Genomic DNA, 15,774 nt, shown 5'->3' with positions numbered 1-15,774 from the left:
GCGCTTTCTGAGTAAGCGCTGGAGGCTCATTTCTCCACAGGAGATGGCAGGATGCCCTGCCGCAGGGACTGCTGCACCCGCACTCGCACCAGGTGCGACACCTCCAGCGCCGCGGCGGACGCCACGCGGTCGCGGCGGCGGCAGATGGCGATACGGCGCAGCGGCACCGGGCTGCTCAGCCGGCATGTGGCCAGCCCGTCCAGGTTCACCTCCATCAGCGCCGTGAGCGGCATGATGGCCGCGCCCATGCCGGCCCGCACCATGCCCACGGCCGTGTGCAGGCTGGCCACCTCGTGGGCGGGCTTGTCGGGCAGGCCGCTTTCGAGCAGCGCCTCGGCGATCGTGCGGCGGGTGCTGGAGTGGTGCGACATGAGGATGAGCGGCACGCGCGCCAGCTTCTTCCAGGTCTGCCGCGCCTTGCCCGCCAGCGGGTGATCTGCGGGCACCAGCGCCACCAGCTCCTCGGCGAACAGCCCCTCGAACACCAGCTCCCGCGACGCGGGCACCTGGGCGCAGACCGCCAGCTCCACCTGGCCCTGCAGCACCATCTCCAGCAGGTCGGGGTTCTGCGCCTCGTGCAGGCTCACGCTCACGCCGGGGTGCAGCCGCCGCAGGTCGCCCAGCGCCTGCGCCACGTAGCCGCTGGCGAGCGACGGCAGTGCGCCCACCGACGCGTGCCCCTTCTCCAGCCGGCTGATCGCCTGCGCATCCAGGCAGGCCTCCTCGATGGCCATGAGGCCGCTGCGCATCTTGAGCAGCAGCGCGCGGCCGGCTTCGGTCAGCACCACCTTGCGCGTGGTGCGGTCGAACAGCCGCACGTCCAGCGCCGTTTCCATCTCGCGGATCAATTGCGAGAACGCCGACTGCGTGACGTGCAGCTTCTGCGCCCCGCGCGAGAACGACAGGGTGTCGGCCACCGCCAGGAAGCCCTCGATCTGCCGCAGCGTGACTTTCATTGATCAGGTAAACCGAACAATTGATAAAGGAAAAACCATTGTACTAATGAGTGGCGCGCCCAATACTGGCTGCGAAGACCACAGGAGACATGCCGTGAAACATCTCAAGAGACGCACCGCGCTGGCCGCGGTCCTGTGCGCCCTGCAGCCGTGGCAGGCCGCGCAGGCGCAGGCCGGCTGGAAGCCCGAGCACCCTGTCCGGCTCATCGTGCCGTTCGCGCCGGGCGCGGCCACCGACATCAGCGTGCGCACCATCTCCGACCACCTCGCGGCCACCCTGGGCCAGCCCGTGGTCATCGACAACCAGGGCGCGGCCAGCGGCACGGTGGGCACGGCGGCCGCCGCGCGCGCCGCGGCGGACGGCACCACCTGGGTGCTGGCGCACGACCCGCCGTTCACCATCCTGCCGCACGTGCGCAAGCTCGCCTACGACCCGCTCAAGGACTTCGAGCCCGTGGCGCTGATCGCCACCATCCCCATGGTGCTGGTGGTGCGGCCGGGCCTGCCCGTGAACAGCATCCAGGAGCTGATCGACGCGGCCCGCGCACGCCCGGGCCAGATGACCATCGCCTCGTCGGGCACGGGCGCCACCTCGCACCTGGCGGCCGAGCTGTTCAAGTACGAGACCCGCACCGACATCCTGCACGTGCCCTACAAGGGCCAGGCCCAGGGCGTGACGGACGTGCTGGGCGGGCAGGTGGACATGATCTTCAGCTCCTTCGGGCCGGTGGTGCAGCACATCCGCAGCGGCCGGCTCAAGGCGCTGGGCATCTCGGTGCCCAAGCGCTACGCCAGCCTGCCGGAGGTGCCGACCATCGCCGAATCCGGCGTGCCGGGGTTCGACTTCAGCGTGTGGACGGGCATCGCCGTGCCGGCCGGCACGCCGCACGCCGCGCGCGACGCCATCGCCGCCGCCGTGGCCCAGGCGCTGCAGGTGCCCGAGGTGCGCGCGCGCTTCGATGGGCTGGGCTTCGTGCCCGGCGAAGGCGGTCCAGAGGCGCTGCGCCGCAAGATCGAGGGCGACTACGCCAAGTGGAAGCGGGTCATCCAGGCCGCGCGCATCCAGATCGAGTGAGGGCGCGGCCATGAAGCACCAGACATTCGCGCAGATCCGCCTGGATGAGACCTTCGTCAGCTACGGCCGCACGGTGACGGAGACGGACATCGTGCAGTTCACCTGCCTGGCGGGCCTGAAGCTGCCCATCTTCATCGACGCGGCGTACTGCCGCGCCCACAGCCCGTTCGGGCAGCGTATCGTGCCCGGCCTGCTGATCCAGGCGTTCGCGGCCGGGATGATGGAGGAGCTGATCGGGCCCTGCACCATCGCCGCGCTGGGCTTTGGCGAGTCACGCTTCCTGCGGCCCGCCGTCATCGGCGACACGCTGCGCACCCATTCCCGCGTAGCCTCCAAGCGGCTGGCCTCCAAGCCGGGGCGCGGCGTGATCGACATCGCCATCCGCGTGGCCAACCAGCGCCAGGAGACCGTCATGGAAGGCTCCTACCGGCTCCTGATGCGCACCGGCGATGCCGGGGAGGGCGCCGCATGACCGAAGCCTTCATCCTTTACGAGCAGGACGGCGGCGTCGCCACGCTGAAGATGAACCGCCCCGCCGCGCTCAACGCGCTCACGGGCGCGGCCGAGACGCAGGCCATCGTGGACGCGTGCGAGCGCATCAACGCCGACGACGGCGTGCGCTGCGCCATCCTGACCGGCGCGGGCAAGGCTTTCTGCTCCGGCGGCGACGTGAAGGACCTGCGCGCCAGGCAGGGCCTGGGCGAAGGCAGCCCCCACGCCATCCAGAACCGCTACCGCGACAGCGTGCAGCGCATGGCGCTGGCGCTCTACCGCCTGCAGGTGCCGGTCATCGCGGCCGTCAACGGGCCGGCCTACGGTGCGGGCTGCGACATCGCCACGCTGTGCGACATCCGCATCGCCTCCACGCAGGCGACGTTCGCCGAGAGCTTCGTGAAGCTGGGCCTGGTGGCGGGCGACGGCGGCTCCTGGCTGCTGCCGCGCGCCGTCGGTATGTCCCGCGCGGCGGAGATGACCTTCACCGCCGAACCCATCGACGCCGCCACCGCGTGCGCTTGGGGCCTGGTCTCGCGCGTGGTCGCGCCCGAGCGGCTGATGGACGAGAGCCGCGCCCTGGCCCGCCGCATCGCCGCGCACCCCGGCACCGCCCTGCGCATGGCCAAGCGGCTGCTGCGCGAGGGCCAGCGCACGGGCCTGGAAACCCTGCTGGAGATGACGGCGGCCTACCAGGCCATCGCCCACCACACGCCCGAGCACGACGCCGCCATGCAGCGGCTTTTCGAAAGGAAATGACGATGCAGCGACGCACCCTTCTGTCGGCCGCGGCCGCCACCGCCGCCTGGGCGTCCATGCCCCTGGCCCTGGCGCAAGCCTGGCCCGAGCGGCCGATCCGCCTCGTCATCCCCTTCGGCGCTGGCGCCGCGAGCGACATGGTGGCGCGCCGCCTGGGCGAGCGCCTGCAGGTCGCGCTGGGCCAGCCCGTGGTGGTCGAGAACAAGGCCGGCGCATCGGGCCAGATCGCGGCCGATCTGGTGGCCAAGGCGCCGCCGGACGGCTACACCCTGTTCCTCACCTCCAACACCACGCACTCGGCCAACCCCTTCCTGTTCAAGAAGCTCGGCTACGACCCGGTGAAGGACTTCACGCCCGTCGCGCGCGTCTGCGCCTTTCCCTTCGTGCTGGTGGTCGAATCGCGCCTGCCCGTGGCCAGCGTGCAGGAGTTGGTCGCCTATGCGCGCAAGGCCGGCAACACCAGCTACGGCTATGGCAACAGCACGGGGCAGGTGGCGGGCGCGGCCTTCGCCCGGCTGATGCGCATGGACTCCGTCGCCGTGCCCTACAAGAGCGTGCCCCAGGTCGTCACGGACCTGCTGGGCAACCAGGTGCAGTTCGCCTTCGTGGACATCGCCAACGCCCTGCCGCACATGCAGGCCGGCAGGCTCAAGGCGCTGGCGGTGTCCAGCGCGGCGCGCAGCGCCTTGCTGCCCCAGGTGCCCACCATCACCGAGGAAACCGGCCTGCAGGGCTTCGACCTCACGGCCTGGGGCGCCGTCTTCGGCCCGGCCGGCATGCCCCGGCCCATCGTGGAGCGCCTGAGCGCCGAACTGGCCCGCATCACCACCGACCCCGACTTCCGCGACAAGCTGCGCCAGGCGGGCGTCGAGGCGCAGACCAGCACGGCCGACGAGCTGCGCGCGTTCGTGGATCAGCAGCTCGTCGTCTGGGGAACGAAGGTCAAGGATGCAGGCATCCAGCCCGAATGAGCGCGGCCCGGGGCCGTTGGCGGGCCGCCGCCTGATTGACTTCAGCCAGGGCGTGGCCGGCCCCTCGTGCGCCATGCTGCTGGCCGACCTGGGCGCGGACGTGATCAAGGTCGAGCCGCCCGAGGGCGACTGGGCGCGTGGCGTGGGCCACCAGGTGGCGCCCGGCGAAAGCAGCGCGCACCTGAGCCTCAACCGCAACAAGCGCAGCATCTGCCTGGATCTGAAGCACCCCGAGGGCCGCGCCGTCGCCGCGCGGCTCGCGGCGCGCAGCGACATCGTGGTGCAGAACTTCCGCCCCGGCGTGATGGAGAAGTTTGGCCTGGGCTACGACGCGCTGGCCGCGGCCAACCCGCGGCTCGTCTACGCCAGCATCCACGGCTTCGGCGAAGACGGCCCGCTGGCCGGCGCGCCCGCCACCGACTCGACCATGCAGGCCTTCGGCGGCCTCATGAGCATCAACGGCGATGGCGACGGCCCGCCGCTGCGCATGGGCAACATGGTCTCGGACATGCTGGCCGGCAGCTACCTGTGCCAGGGCGTGCTGGCCGCGCTGCTGGCCCTGGCCGGCACGGGGCGCGGGCAGCGCGTGAACGTCAGCCTGCTCGATGCGCTGGTGGCCTTCCAGGCGCCGCCGGTCACGGAATACGCGCTCACGGGCATCGTCCCGCCACGCAGCGGCCGCCAGCACCCGATGATCGTGCCCTCGGGCACCTACGAGGTGCAGGACGGCTACGTCACCCTCGTGGCCACCCAGCCGCTGTGGCGCAGGTTCTGCGCAGCGATCGGCCAGGAGGCGCTGGCCGACGACCCGCGCTTCGCCACCGCGCAAGCGCGCCTCGCGCACCGCGCGCAGCTGCAGGACATCCTCGTCCCGTTCTTCGCGCAGCGCACCCAAGCCGAGGTGCTGGCGCTTTCGCGGCAGTACGACCTGGTGTGCGCGCCCATCAACGACTACGCGGCGCTGCTGGCGCACGGGCAGGTGGCTGCCAACGCGCTGGTGGGCCGGTGGGAGCATGCGGTGCTGGGTACCGTGCCGGGCATCCGCAACCCGGTGCGCTACGGGGGCATCGAGGCACCATGGCGGCCGCCGCCGATGCGGGGCGAGCACACGCGGCAGATCCTGTCGGCCGAACTGGGGATGGCGGGCCCCGAGATCGACGCGCTGGCGGCCTGCGCCGCCGTCATCGAAGGAAATCGATGCTCCTGAATACGTAGCTGCTCGCGCTTGCTGGATAAGCGCTGCAGCCCGTTTTTGCTTGAAACTGGCGCAACCCATGCCAGCAGACGCTACGCAAGGGCCGCCCCGCCGCGCTGGCGTCGTCCCCCTTCCCGGCGAAGCCGAGAGAAGGGGCTGAGGGCCGTGGCTCCGAGCCTGCCTGCGCAGGCTTGGACGTGCCCGAAGGGCTGCCGTCTCTGGCGGCTGCATGGAGCGGCGCAGCCGCTCAGCGGGATGCTCCTTATCTCGGCGCCAGCATCGCCATGGTGATGCGCGACACGCAGGTCGGCTCGCCCGCGTCGTTCACCATGTCGATCTGCCACACCTGCGTGGTCTTGCCGATGTGCACGGGCCGCGCCGTGCCCGTGACCCAGCCGGTTTTCACCGCGCGCAGGTGGTTGGCATTGATGTCCAGGCCCACGGCCATCCAGCCCTCGGGCGAGGCGTGGTAGGCACCCACCGAGCCCAGCGTCTCGGCCAGCACCACGCTCACGCCGCCGTGCAGCAGGCCGAAGGGCTGGCGCGTGCGCTCGTCCACGGGCACGCGGGCGCGCAGGAAATCGTCGCCGACTTCGGTGAACTCGATGCCCAGGTGGCTCACGGCGGTGCGGGCGCCGTTCTGGTTGACCTGGGTCAGGGTGATGGGCTTTTTCCAGAGGGACATGGCAGGGCGGTAGAGGACGGAGGAAGGGCGCTGGCGCGAATGGGGAGGTGCGTGGCGCGAAATGCAACCCTGCTGCGCCCCCGATCGCGCCCAGAATCGCGCGTTTTGCTCGCTTGAGCTTATCCGTTTCCCGTCGGAAGCGCCGGCGCCCAGCGCTGGGCACCGCGAGCGGCCGGGAAGATCGTTGGCCTTCCGTGATTCCAGACACCATGCAACGCCGTCAATTCGTACTCCGCGCCGCCGCCACCGTGGCCGCGCCCGCCTTCGTGCGCCCCGCGCACGCGCAGGACGTGCCGGGCCTGTCGGCCAAGGCCATCGCCATCGGCTGCTCCGCGGCCATGAGCGGCCCGCTGGCGGGCTTCGGCAGCGACATCCAGCAGGGCGCCGGCGCGGCTTTCGCGCACGCCAACGCGCGCGGCGGCGTGCACGGGCGCAGCGTGCAGCTGCAGATGGTGGACGACGCCTACGAGCCCGAGCGCACGCTGGCCAACGTCCAGCAGATCATCGGGCAGGGCAGCGCGTTCGCGCTGCTGTCGTGCGTGGGCACACCCAACAACACCGCCATCCTGCCGCTCATCGAGGAGGCCGGCCTGCCCCACATCGCCCCGATCACCGGCGCCGCATCGCTGCGCAAGAACGCGCGCAACGTGTTCCACGTGCGCGCCAGCTACACCGACGAGGTGCAGCGCCTCGTGCAGCGCCTGGCGGGTATGGGCCTCAAGGGCATCGGCATCGTGCACCAGGACAACGGCTACGGCCGCGAACTGCTGGAGGTGGCGGCGGCAGCGCTCGCCGCGCTGAACATGAAGCCCGCCGTGCAGGCCGCCGTGGCCACCGACGGCAAGAACCTGCCGCAGGTGCTGCAGGCCGTGGCGGCCGCACGCCCCTCGGCCGTGCTGCTGGCCACGGCGGGCACGGTGTCGGTGGCGCTGGTACGCGGCCTCAGGAAGCAGTCGCCCGGCGTGCTTATGGCCGGTTTGAGCGTGACCCTGCCCAGCGCCAGCCTGTCCACCCTGGGCGAGGACGGCAGCGGCCTGGCGCTCACCATGATCGTTCCCGACCCGCACCGCGCCAAGCTGCAGCTGGTGCGCGACTACCAGGCCGCCATGCGCGCGCAGGGCAAGGGCGATTTCTCCCAGGGCAGCCTGGAGGCCTACGTGAACGCGCGCGTGCTGCTCGAAGGCCTGGAGCGCGCGGGCAAGGACCCCACGCAGGCTCGGCTGCGCGCGGCGCTGTCGTCCATCCGCAATCTGGACCTGGGCGGCTTCACGGTGGACTACAGCGGCCAGATGCCCTACGTGGGCTCGCGCTACATCGACCTGGGCGTGCTCGGCGGCACGGGCCGCTTCATCGGCTGACCGCCGGCGCGGCCCTCAGGGCTGCATGCTGCCGGTGCGCAGGCAGCGGTCGTGCCAGGACAGGGCCTCGCCCAGCAGGTGCGGCGTGTGCTGCGCGCCCTGGCGCCGCGCGCGGTCGAAGTAGTCCTGCAGCAGCGGGCGGTAGTCGGGGTGGGCGCAGCGGTCGATGACGACCTGCGCGCGCTGGCGTGGCGAGAGGCCGCGCAGGTCGGCCAGGCCCTGCTCGGTGACGATGATCTGCGTGTCGTGCTCAGTGTGGTCCACGTGCGAGACCATGGGCACGATGCAGCTCACCGCACCGCCCTTGGCCACCGAGGGCGTGACGAAGAACGAGAGGTAGCCGTTGCGCGCGTAGTCGCCCGAGCCGCCGATGCCGTTCATCATCCCCGTGCCCATGATGTGGGTGGAGTTGATGTTGCCGTAGATGTCGGCCTCGATCATCGCGTTCATCGCGATCACGCCCAGGCGGCGCACCAGCTCGGGGTGGTTGCTGATCTCCTGCGGTCGCAGCACGATGCGGTCGCGGTAGAAATCGATGTGGTCGTTGAATTCCTTCTGCGCCTCGCCGCTCAGGGAAATGGCGGTGGCCGAGGCGGCGGTCATCTTGCCGCGCTTGATGAGCTCCAGCATGCCGTCCTGCAGCACCTCGGTGAAGCCCAGCAGGTGGTCGAAGGGGCCGTCCAGCAGCCCGGCCAGCACGGCATTGGCCACGTTGCCCACGCCCGACTGCAGCGGCAGCATGTTCTGCGGAAGGCGGTCCATCTTCACCTCGTGCGCGAGGAAGTCGATGATGTGCGCCGCGATCTGGTTGGACACCGCGTCCGGCGGGGCGAAGGCCGTGTTGCGGTCGCCCTGGCAGGTCTCCACCACGGCGATCACCTTGGCCGGATCGACGTGCAGGTAGGGCTCTCCGATGCGCTCGGTGGCCTGCGTCAGGTGGATGGGCTGGCGGCGCGGCGGGATGGCCGTGCCGTAGTAGATGTCGTGCATGCCCTCCATCGCGAGGGGCGGCAGCGCATTCACCTCCAGGATCACCTGATCGGCGATCTCCAGCCAGGTCTTGTTGTTGCCCACGGCCGTGGAGGGGATCAGCCGCCCGTCGGGCAGGATGCCCAGCACCTCCACCACCGCCACCTGCATGCGGCCCAGGAAGCCGAACCACGCGTGCTGCGCCACGTGCGAGAGGTGGATGTCCACGTAGTCGATCTCGCCCGCGTTGATGCGCTGGCGGCACAGCGGGTCGGACTGGAAGGGCAGGCGCCGGCGCAGGCCGTTCACCTGGGCCAGCACGCCGTCGAGCTCCGGCGCGGTGGAGGCGCCCGTCCACAGGTCGATCTGGAACGGCCGGCCCGCCGCGTGCTCGGCCTGGATGCGCGTGGCCAGCGCCTGCGGCACCTGCTTGGGATAGCCCGCGCCGGTGAAGCCGCTCATGCCGACGGTGGCGCCGGCCGGGATCAGCGCGGCGGCCTCGGCCGCGCTCATGATCTTGCGGCGTAGCGCGGGGTTCTGGATGCGGGGGGCGGACGAAGAGGACACACGGACTCCAGGCGGAAAGACGCCCGATCTTAATGGGTGTAACAAGGGTTAACCCTGAGTCGGGTCGGCGCTACGATCGCCGCCACCATGCCCTTCACGCCGCGCTGCCCTTCCTGCCGCCAACCCACGGACATCCGCCGCTTCGCCGCGAACGGCGGAGGCACGCTGGAGCTGGACCTGTGCTTCGCCTGCCAGGGCATGTGGTTCGACCCGCAGGAGAACACGCGCCTGGCCCCCGCGGCCGTGCTGGAGCTGTTCGAGCTGCTGCACGACCATGGCGGCGACGCGCACCACCCGCTGTCCGAGCGCCTGCAGTGCCCGCGCTGCAGCAAGGCGCTGGTCAAGGGCTACGACGTGGCCCAGGGCGGGCGCTACGTCACCTACCGCTGCGCCGCGCGGCACGGGCGCTTTTCGACTTTCGGCTCGTTCATGGTGGAAAAGGGCTTCGTGCGCCACCTCTCGAAGGTGGAGATCGAGGCCCTGGCCGAGCGCGTGGGCACCATCGCCTGCACGAGCTGCGGAGGCACGGTGGACATCCGCAACGACCACGCCTGCCCCTACTGCCGCTCGGCCCTCTCGCTGCTCGACCCGCAGGCCGTGGACAAGGCCCTCGCGCGCCATGGCCGCGCGGCGCAGCGCACCGCCCCGGCCGACGACCGCTCGCCCGATACGCTGGCCGATGCGCTCGTCGCGCTGGAGCGCAACCGCACGCGCGAGGAACGCGCGCGCCAGCGCGAGCGGCTGGAAGGGCGCGGCGACGAGCGCTTCGACCTGCTCACCGCCGGCATCGAGCTGGTCTGGTCGCTGCTGCGGCGCTAGTCAGTTGCGCCCGCGGTCGAGCAGCGCGTACAGCAGGATCGCCCCGAACGTCGCCGTGCCGATGCCGCCCAGCGCGAAGTCGCCGAACTTCAGCGTGAATTCGCCCGTGCCCAGGATCACGGTGATGGCCGCCACGATCAGGTTCTTGTTCTGCGAGAAGTCCACGCGGTTGTCCACCCAGATCTTGGCGCCCGCGATGGCGATCAGGCCGAACACCACGATGGAGACGCCGCCCATCACCGGCAGCGGGATCGCCTGGATCAGCGCGCCGAACTTCGGCGAAAAGCCCAGCAGCACCGCCAGCACGGCCGCCACCAGGAACACGGCGGTGGAATAGATGCGCGTGGCGGCCATCACGCCGATGTTCTCGGCATAGGTGGTCACGCCCGTGCCGCCGGCAGCGCCGCTGACCATCGTCGCCACGCCGTCGCCGATGAAGGCGCGGCCCATGTACTGGTCGAGGTTCTTGCCCGTCATGGCCGTCACGGCCTTGATGTGGCCCAGGTTCTCGGCCACCAGGATGATGACCACGGGCACGATCAGCAGCATGGCCGGCGCGCTGAACACCGGCGCGTGGAACTGCGGCATGCCGAACCATGCCGCATTGGCGATGCCCGACACGTCCACCGGCTTGCCCAGGCCCAGGCCGTTGGTGAGCACGGCGTAGGCGATGCTCGCCAGGATCAGGCCCACGAGGATCAGCAGGCGCTGCAGCATGCCCCGCGTGAACACCGCCACCAGCGCCACGCAGACGAAGGTGAGCGCCTGCATCCATGCCTCGAAGTTGTTGGCCGCCATGTTCTTGACGGGGATGGCGGCCAGGTTCAGCCCGATCACCGCCACCACCGCGCCCGTCACCACGGGCGGCATGAAGCGCTCGATCCAGCCCGTGCCGATCAGGTGCACCACCACGCCCACCAGCGTGTAGACCAGCCCGCAGGCGATGATGCCGCCCAGCGCCACGCCCACGTTGGCGTTGGGCCCCTTGCCCGCATAGGCCGTGGCCGCGATCACCACGCCGATGAACGCGAACGACGAGCCCAGGTAGCTCGGCACCTTGCCGCCGGTGATGAGGAAGAAGATCAGCGTGCCGATGCCGCTCATGAACACCGCCAGGTTGGGGTCGAACCCCATGAGGATCGGCGCCAGCACCGTGGAGCCGAACATCGCGATCACGTGCTGGATGCCCATCAGCCCCGTCTGCGGCCAGGGCAGGCGCTCGTCGGGCCCGATCACGCCGCCCGACTGCAGCACCTCTGCCGGGCGCTCGTTCCATTGAAACATCCCCATCTGCTTCCTCCGTGGTGTGAAAAGTGGAGCGATGGTAGGGGGTTTTCAGTGCGGCTGGAGATTTTGAATGAAATAGGCCTCTAGCGCTTGCTGGACAAGCGCAAACAGCTATGAAAACAGGAGTTCAAGGCCGTGTCTGCAGCGCCCGCGCGATGCGGTCGCGCCGCACCGTGGTCTTGGGCACCTTGAAGGGGAACCACATGCGCACGTCCTCCTCCAGGCCGATGCCGTGCATGTAGTTGTAGATGGCCTTCTTCAGCCCCGCGCCCAGCGCGTCGTGGTCGGTGCCCGTGGGGTCGGTGAAGGCCACGTCGTTCTTCGCGAAGCCGCCCGGCGGCAGCGGGGCGAGGGCGATGCCGTATTCCCCGGGGTTCTGCCCCACGGGGGAATGCACGGTGCAGGCGAAACGGTGGAAGAAGCCGCTCTGGATGCAGCCGTTCTCGAAGAGCTGGCGCACGTATTCCAGTGCATCCACCGTGTCCTGCACCGTCTGCGTGGGAAAGCCGTACATCAGGTAGGCGTGCACGAGGATGCCCGCGTCGCTGAAGGCCCGCGTCACGCGCGCCACCTGATCGACGGAAACGCCCTTCTTCATGAGCGCGAGCAGCCGGTCGGAGGCGACCTCCAGTCCGCCGGAGATGGCGATGCAGCCCGAGTCGGCCAGCAGCTCCGCCAGATCGGGCGTGAAAGTTTTCTCGAAGCGCACGTTGCCCCACCACGAAATGCCCGTGCCGCGCGCGATGAGTTCGCTGGCCAGGGCCTTGAGCGCCTTCGGCGGCGCGGCTTCATCGACGAAGTGGAAGCCCGTCTGCCCCGTCTCGGCCACGATGGCCGCGATGCGGTCGGCCAGCACCTGGGCGCTGGCGCCCTCGTAGCGGCCGATGTAGTCCAGATTCACGTCGCAGAAGCTGCACTTCTTCCAGTAGCAGCCGTGGGCCACGGTGAGCTTGTTCCAGCGCCCGTCGCTCCAGAGGCGGTGCATGGGGTTGAGCATGTCCAGCAGCGACAGATAGCGCTGAAGCGGCAGGCCGACCCAGGTGGGCGTGCCGATCTCGGCAAAGGCGACGTCGGGCTCCGCCAGGTGGACGTACTGCACGGCACCATCGTCATTGCGCACAAAGGTGCGCACCAGCCGCTGGCGCCCGCGCTGGCCTTGCAGGTGCTCCAGCAGCGCGAGCAGCGGGCGCTCGCCGGCGTCCAGCGTCACGTAGTCGAAGAAATCGAACACCCGTGGGTCGGCCAGCTCGCGCAGCTCGGTGTTGACGAAGCCGCCGCCCAGCACGGTGACGATGTGCGGGTGCTGTGCCTTGATGGCCTGGGCAATGCGAAACGCGCCGTACACCGAGCCCGGGAAGGGCACCGAGAGCAGCACCACGCCGGGTTGGTGGCGCGCGACGGCCTCATGGGTGAGCTGCTGCAGCACCTCGTCCACGAGGGTCGGCGCCTGCACCAGCGCGTCGGCCAGCGGGTCGAACGTCGGCTGGCTGCCGGCGAGCTGTTCGGCGTATCGCACAAACTCGAAACGCGCGTCCACGGCGCCCTGCAGCACGTCCGCCAGGTCGTTGAGGTACAGCGTGGCCAGATGCTTGGCCTTGTCGGTCAGGCCCAGGGCGCCGAAGGCCCAGCCCAGCGGGTCGCCGCTGCCGTCGTCCTCGTACACGTCCAGCGCCGCGAAGCGCGGCCCTTCCGGCAGGTAGTGGCGGCCCACGATGCGGTGTGCGAGTGTGTTGTCGCGGCCCTGCAAAAAGGCCATGGCTGGGCCGATGGTGGCCAGGTACCGCTCCTGCTGCGCAAGAAAGGACTGCACCGCCGGGCTCTGCGCGTTTGCGGGCAAGGCCCGCGCCCTTTCGGCGACCTGCGCGAGACCGTCGCGCGAGAGCAACCGCAACACCAGCGCGATCGCCAAGTCCTCCTGCCACGCCGGCACGCCGCGCGAGCGCAGAAAGCCCGTGAGGTAGGCGGTGGAGGGGTAGGGCGTGTTGAGCTGCGTCATCGGCGGGATGACGGACAGCACGCGGGGCAGGGCTGCGGGCATGGGCAGAGGGGTGGAGGGGGCTGGCAGAGCGGCGGATTATCCCGGCCCCCTGCCGCGCATGCCCGTGCGGGGGCTTGTTCAGCGCACGGCGCGGCGCGCCTTCTTAGCGGCGTACATGGCGCGGTCGGCCTCGCGCAGCGCCTCGTCGGCCGTCATGCCGTTGGGGAGCACGGCGATCACACCCACGCTGGCGCCGGCGTAGTCGATGGGGGCGCCCGCCCCGCCAAAGCGCCCGCGCGTGGCCTGTGCCAGACGCTGGCCGAACCCCTGGCGGGCCGCCTCCAGCGCCGGGCCGAGCGCGGGGCCGGGGCCTACGGCCACGAACTCATCGCCCCCGTAGCGTGCGACGAAGTCCTGCGCGCGCGCGGCGCCGCGCAGCCGCTCGGCCATGTCGGCCAGGAAGAGGTCGCCCACCTCGTGGCCATAGGTGTCGTTGATCGCCTTGAAACCGTCCAGGTCCATGAAGGCGATCAGCACCGCCGTGCCCTGGCGCGCGCCTTGCGCCAGTTGCTGGTGCAGCATTTCGCGCAGCGCGCGGCGGTTGGGTAGGCCGGTAAGGGCATCGGTCGCCGCATAGGCCGCCAGCCGGGCATTGGCCTGCAGCAATTGCTGCAGCAGCTGTTCGCGCTCGACCTGCTGGCCAATGAGCCGCGCGAACAGCGTCAGCGCGTTGCGCGCCTGCGAAGTGAGCTCCTGGCGCTCGTCGCTGGCGGCGCAAAGCGTGCCGTAGAGCTGGCCGTCGGACATGCGCACCGGTGTGCTGGCGTAGGTCTGGATGCCCAGCGCGGCGGCGGCCTGCGAATCGCCCCAGCATTGCCCCACGTCGGCGGTGAAGGGTCGGCCCTCGTCCAGCGCGCGTTTGCACAACGTGTCGTGCCAGGGCACGCTCAGTCCCTCGGGGATCTGCATCTGGCGCGTGTTGCGCGCGTACAGCACACGCTGCACACCCCGCTCCAGGTCCACCACCGTGAGGTAGGTGGATTCGAACCCGGTGATGTCTTCCAGCAGCTCCAGCAGCGGCCGGGTGAGCTCTTCGACGGTGCGTGCGCGGGTGACGGTCTCGCAGAGATGGTCCAACAGGTTGTCCATGCGGCCATTATGGATGAGTGTGCCGCAGGACGCTGGCCGGGACAGGCAGCGAGTGCCTGCCCCTCCAGTTGAATGGCGGTGTGCGCGCTAAGGTGCGGCGCTGGGCCAGGCGGGGCGCCGGCCTGTGAGCTGGCTCACGATGGCGCCCTTGAGGGGCGGCAGCCGGTTGGCGCCCGCCAGCACCACCTGGCGCAGCAGGCGGGGCAGCGGCCGGTCGTCGGTGTACAGGCGCACGATGGCATTCGTGCCCTGGTACAGCGGCCAGGCGTGGCGGTGATGGCCGCGTGCGTAACCCTCCAGCACGCTGGCGGCGCCGATGTCCGCGCCGCGCTCGCGTGCCTGGGTGAGAGTGCGCGTGAGGCTGTCCACACCCGCCAGCCCCAGGTTGAACCCGTGCGCCGTCACCGGGTGCATGCCGACGGCCGCGTCACCCAGCAGCGCGCAGCGCGCGGCGGCGAAGCGGTGCGCATACACGGCGACCAGCGGGTAGGCGTGGCGCTCGCCCACCAGCCGCATGGCGCCCAGGCGGTCCTTGAACTGGGCTTGTACGCGTGCGGCGAATGCCTCAGGGGGCAGTGCCAGCAGCTCCTGCGCATGCGCCGCGCCGGTGGTGACCACGGCCGAGCACATCGGCGCGCCATCGACCAGGTCGCCCGGCAGCGGCAGGATCGCCAGCGTCTGCTCGTAGCCGAAGCACTCGTGCGCGACCTCGTGGTGGGGCAGCTCATGGCGCAGGCGGCAGACGATGACCGTGCGGCCGAAGTCGTGCATGGCCGCGCCAATGCCCAACTGGCGCCGCGTGGCGGAAAAGCGGCTGTCGGCAGCCACCAGCAGCGGGGCCTGCAGACGCAGTGGCGCTGCGTCGAGGTTGCGGGTGTCGGTGTATTCCAGCTCGGCATGCGCGGGCGTGACGGCCACGCGCGTGACGCGTGCCTCGGTGACCAGTCGTACGCCGGGCGTGTGCGCGGCCACTTCGTAGGCCGTGCGGCGCAGCGCATGGTTGGGCACGATCCAGCCCAGATGCTGGACGCCGCTGCCGCCTGCGTGCAGCTGCATGGCCCCGCGCTGGCCCACGGGGCCGTCGTGCACCTGCGCCTCGCGCAGCAAGCCGACCTCGTGCGCGGCCAGGCGCTGCCAGCTGCCGATGCGCTGCAGCGTCGCCACGCTGGGGTGGGTGAGTGCAATCTCGCGCCCGTCGGCCGGGGGCGTGGCCAGCGTGGAGGCGGGTTGCTGCTCCAGCACCGTGACCTGCATGCCGGCCTGGGCCAGCGAGGCCGCCAGCGACAGCCCGGCAGGCCCCGCACCCACGACGAGCACGTCGCTGCGCTGAGAGGAAACGTCTTGTGTTGTCATGATTCAGAAACAGGCCGCCGGCAGTGGCAACAGCGGGCAATTGTCGGCAGGGCAGAAAGCGGCGATCTTGCCTTGCGTCAAGCACGGCGGCCATGCGGCCGCTTCCTACGCCGGGCGGGCGATGGTCTCACTACAGTGGAGAACCCTGCAACCAGCAAGCA

General features: G+C 70.5%; 14 protein-coding genes. 7 read left to right on the top strand and 7 right to left on the bottom strand.

Features of this window, described 5'->3' with window-relative positions; all coding sequences use genetic code 11:
* Positions 1-26 precede the first annotated feature (26 nt).
* The gene (locus tag AVS7_RS11925; RefSeq protein ID WP_020228624.1) at positions 27-956 is read right to left on the bottom strand and encodes a LysR family transcriptional regulator; all 930 of its coding nucleotides are present in this window, start codon (positions 954-956) and stop codon (positions 27-29) included.
* A 94-nt stretch (positions 957-1,050) separates the two neighbouring features.
* Here AVS7_RS11925 and AVS7_RS11920 point away from each other — a divergent pair, with 94 nt between their 5' ends.
* Genes AVS7_RS11920 through AVS7_RS11900 form a run of 5 tightly spaced genes read left to right on the top strand, consistent with a single transcriptional unit; the run spans position 1,051 to position 5,460 of the window.
* Positions 1,051-2,031 carry a tripartite tricarboxylate transporter substrate binding protein gene (locus AVS7_RS11920; RefSeq protein WP_020228623.1) on the top strand — a complete coding sequence of 327 codons (981 nt, stop codon included), beginning with the start codon at positions 1,051-1,053 and terminating at the stop codon, positions 2,029-2,031.
* 10 nt (positions 2,032-2,041) lie between these two features.
* Positions 2,042-2,503, top strand: coding sequence for a MaoC/PaaZ C-terminal domain-containing protein (locus AVS7_RS11915; RefSeq protein WP_020228622.1), 462 nt, complete (start codon positions 2,042-2,044; stop codon positions 2,501-2,503).
* Positions 2,500-3,282: a crotonase/enoyl-CoA hydratase family protein gene (locus AVS7_RS11910; RefSeq protein WP_020228621.1), complete on the top strand. Its 783-nt coding sequence runs from the start codon at positions 2,500-2,502 to the stop codon at positions 3,280-3,282. The genes AVS7_RS11915 and AVS7_RS11910 overlap by 4 nt, the downstream gene beginning before the upstream one ends.
* Before the next feature lie 2 nt (positions 3,283-3,284).
* Entirely contained in the window at positions 3,285-4,253 is a 969-nt protein-coding gene (locus tag AVS7_RS11905; RefSeq protein ID WP_020228620.1) for a tripartite tricarboxylate transporter substrate binding protein, read from the top strand.
* Entirely contained in the window at positions 4,231-5,460 is a 1,230-nt protein-coding gene (locus AVS7_RS11900; RefSeq protein ID WP_024001453.1) for a CaiB/BaiF CoA-transferase family protein, read from the top strand. The genes AVS7_RS11905 and AVS7_RS11900 overlap by 23 nt, the downstream gene beginning before the upstream one ends.
* Positions 5,461-5,710: 250 nt before the next feature.
* Here the strand turns inward: AVS7_RS11900 and AVS7_RS11895 are convergent, their stop codons facing one another.
* A complete protein-coding gene (locus AVS7_RS11895) occupies positions 5,711-6,133 on the bottom strand; it encodes a hotdog fold thioesterase (protein ID WP_020228618.1) in 423 nt (140 codons plus the stop codon).
* A gap of 209 nt (positions 6,134-6,342) precedes the next feature.
* Between AVS7_RS11895 and AVS7_RS11890 the strand changes: the two genes are divergently transcribed.
* Positions 6,343-7,491 carry an ABC transporter substrate-binding protein gene (locus tag AVS7_RS11890; RefSeq protein ID WP_020228617.1) on the top strand — a complete coding sequence of 383 codons (1,149 nt, stop codon included), beginning with the start codon at positions 6,343-6,345 and terminating at the stop codon, positions 7,489-7,491.
* A gap of 15 nt (positions 7,492-7,506) precedes the next feature.
* On the opposite strand, the gene AVS7_RS11885 is transcribed toward AVS7_RS11890, so the two are convergent.
* A complete protein-coding gene (locus AVS7_RS11885) occupies positions 7,507-9,027 on the bottom strand; it encodes an acetyl-CoA hydrolase/transferase family protein (RefSeq protein ID WP_020228616.1) in 1,521 nt (506 codons plus the stop codon).
* Positions 9,028-9,114: 87 nt separating this feature from the next.
* Between AVS7_RS11885 and AVS7_RS11880 the strand changes: the two genes are divergently transcribed.
* On the top strand, positions 9,115-9,846 hold the full coding sequence (locus AVS7_RS11880) for a zf-TFIIB domain-containing protein (RefSeq protein ID WP_020228615.1): 732 nt from the start codon (positions 9,115-9,117) through the stop codon (positions 9,844-9,846).
* Here the strand turns inward: AVS7_RS11880 and AVS7_RS11875 are convergent, their stop codons facing one another.
* The 4 genes from AVS7_RS11875 to ubiM form a co-directional block, all read right to left on the bottom strand.
* Positions 9,847-11,136, bottom strand: a complete 1,290-nt coding sequence (locus AVS7_RS11875; protein WP_024001451.1) for a solute carrier family 23 protein — start codon at positions 11,134-11,136, stop codon at positions 9,847-9,849. It abuts the gene before it with no gap.
* A 124-nt stretch (positions 11,137-11,260) separates the two neighbouring features.
* Positions 11,261-13,171, bottom strand: a complete 1,911-nt coding sequence (locus tag AVS7_RS11870; protein WP_020228613.1) for a radical SAM protein — start codon at positions 13,169-13,171, stop codon at positions 11,261-11,263.
* Positions 13,172-13,249: 78 nt separating this feature from the next.
* Positions 13,250-14,260: a sensor domain-containing diguanylate cyclase gene (locus tag AVS7_RS11865; protein WP_020228612.1), complete on the bottom strand. Its 1,011-nt coding sequence runs from the start codon at positions 14,258-14,260 to the stop codon at positions 13,250-13,252.
* Between the two features lie 87 nt (positions 14,261-14,347).
* Positions 14,348-15,613, bottom strand: a complete 1,266-nt coding sequence (gene ubiM, locus AVS7_RS11860) for a 5-demethoxyubiquinol-8 5-hydroxylase UbiM (protein ID WP_024001448.1) — start codon at positions 15,611-15,613, stop codon at positions 14,348-14,350.
* Positions 15,614-15,774 lie beyond the last annotated feature (161 nt).

The sequence above is a fragment of the Acidovorax sp. MR-S7 genome, from assembly GCF_000400995.2.
Classification (GTDB): domain Bacteria; phylum Pseudomonadota; class Gammaproteobacteria; order Burkholderiales; family Burkholderiaceae_C; genus MR-S7.
Note: the sequence above shows the minus strand (reverse complement) of the source record. Positions and strands in the feature narration are given on the sequence as shown.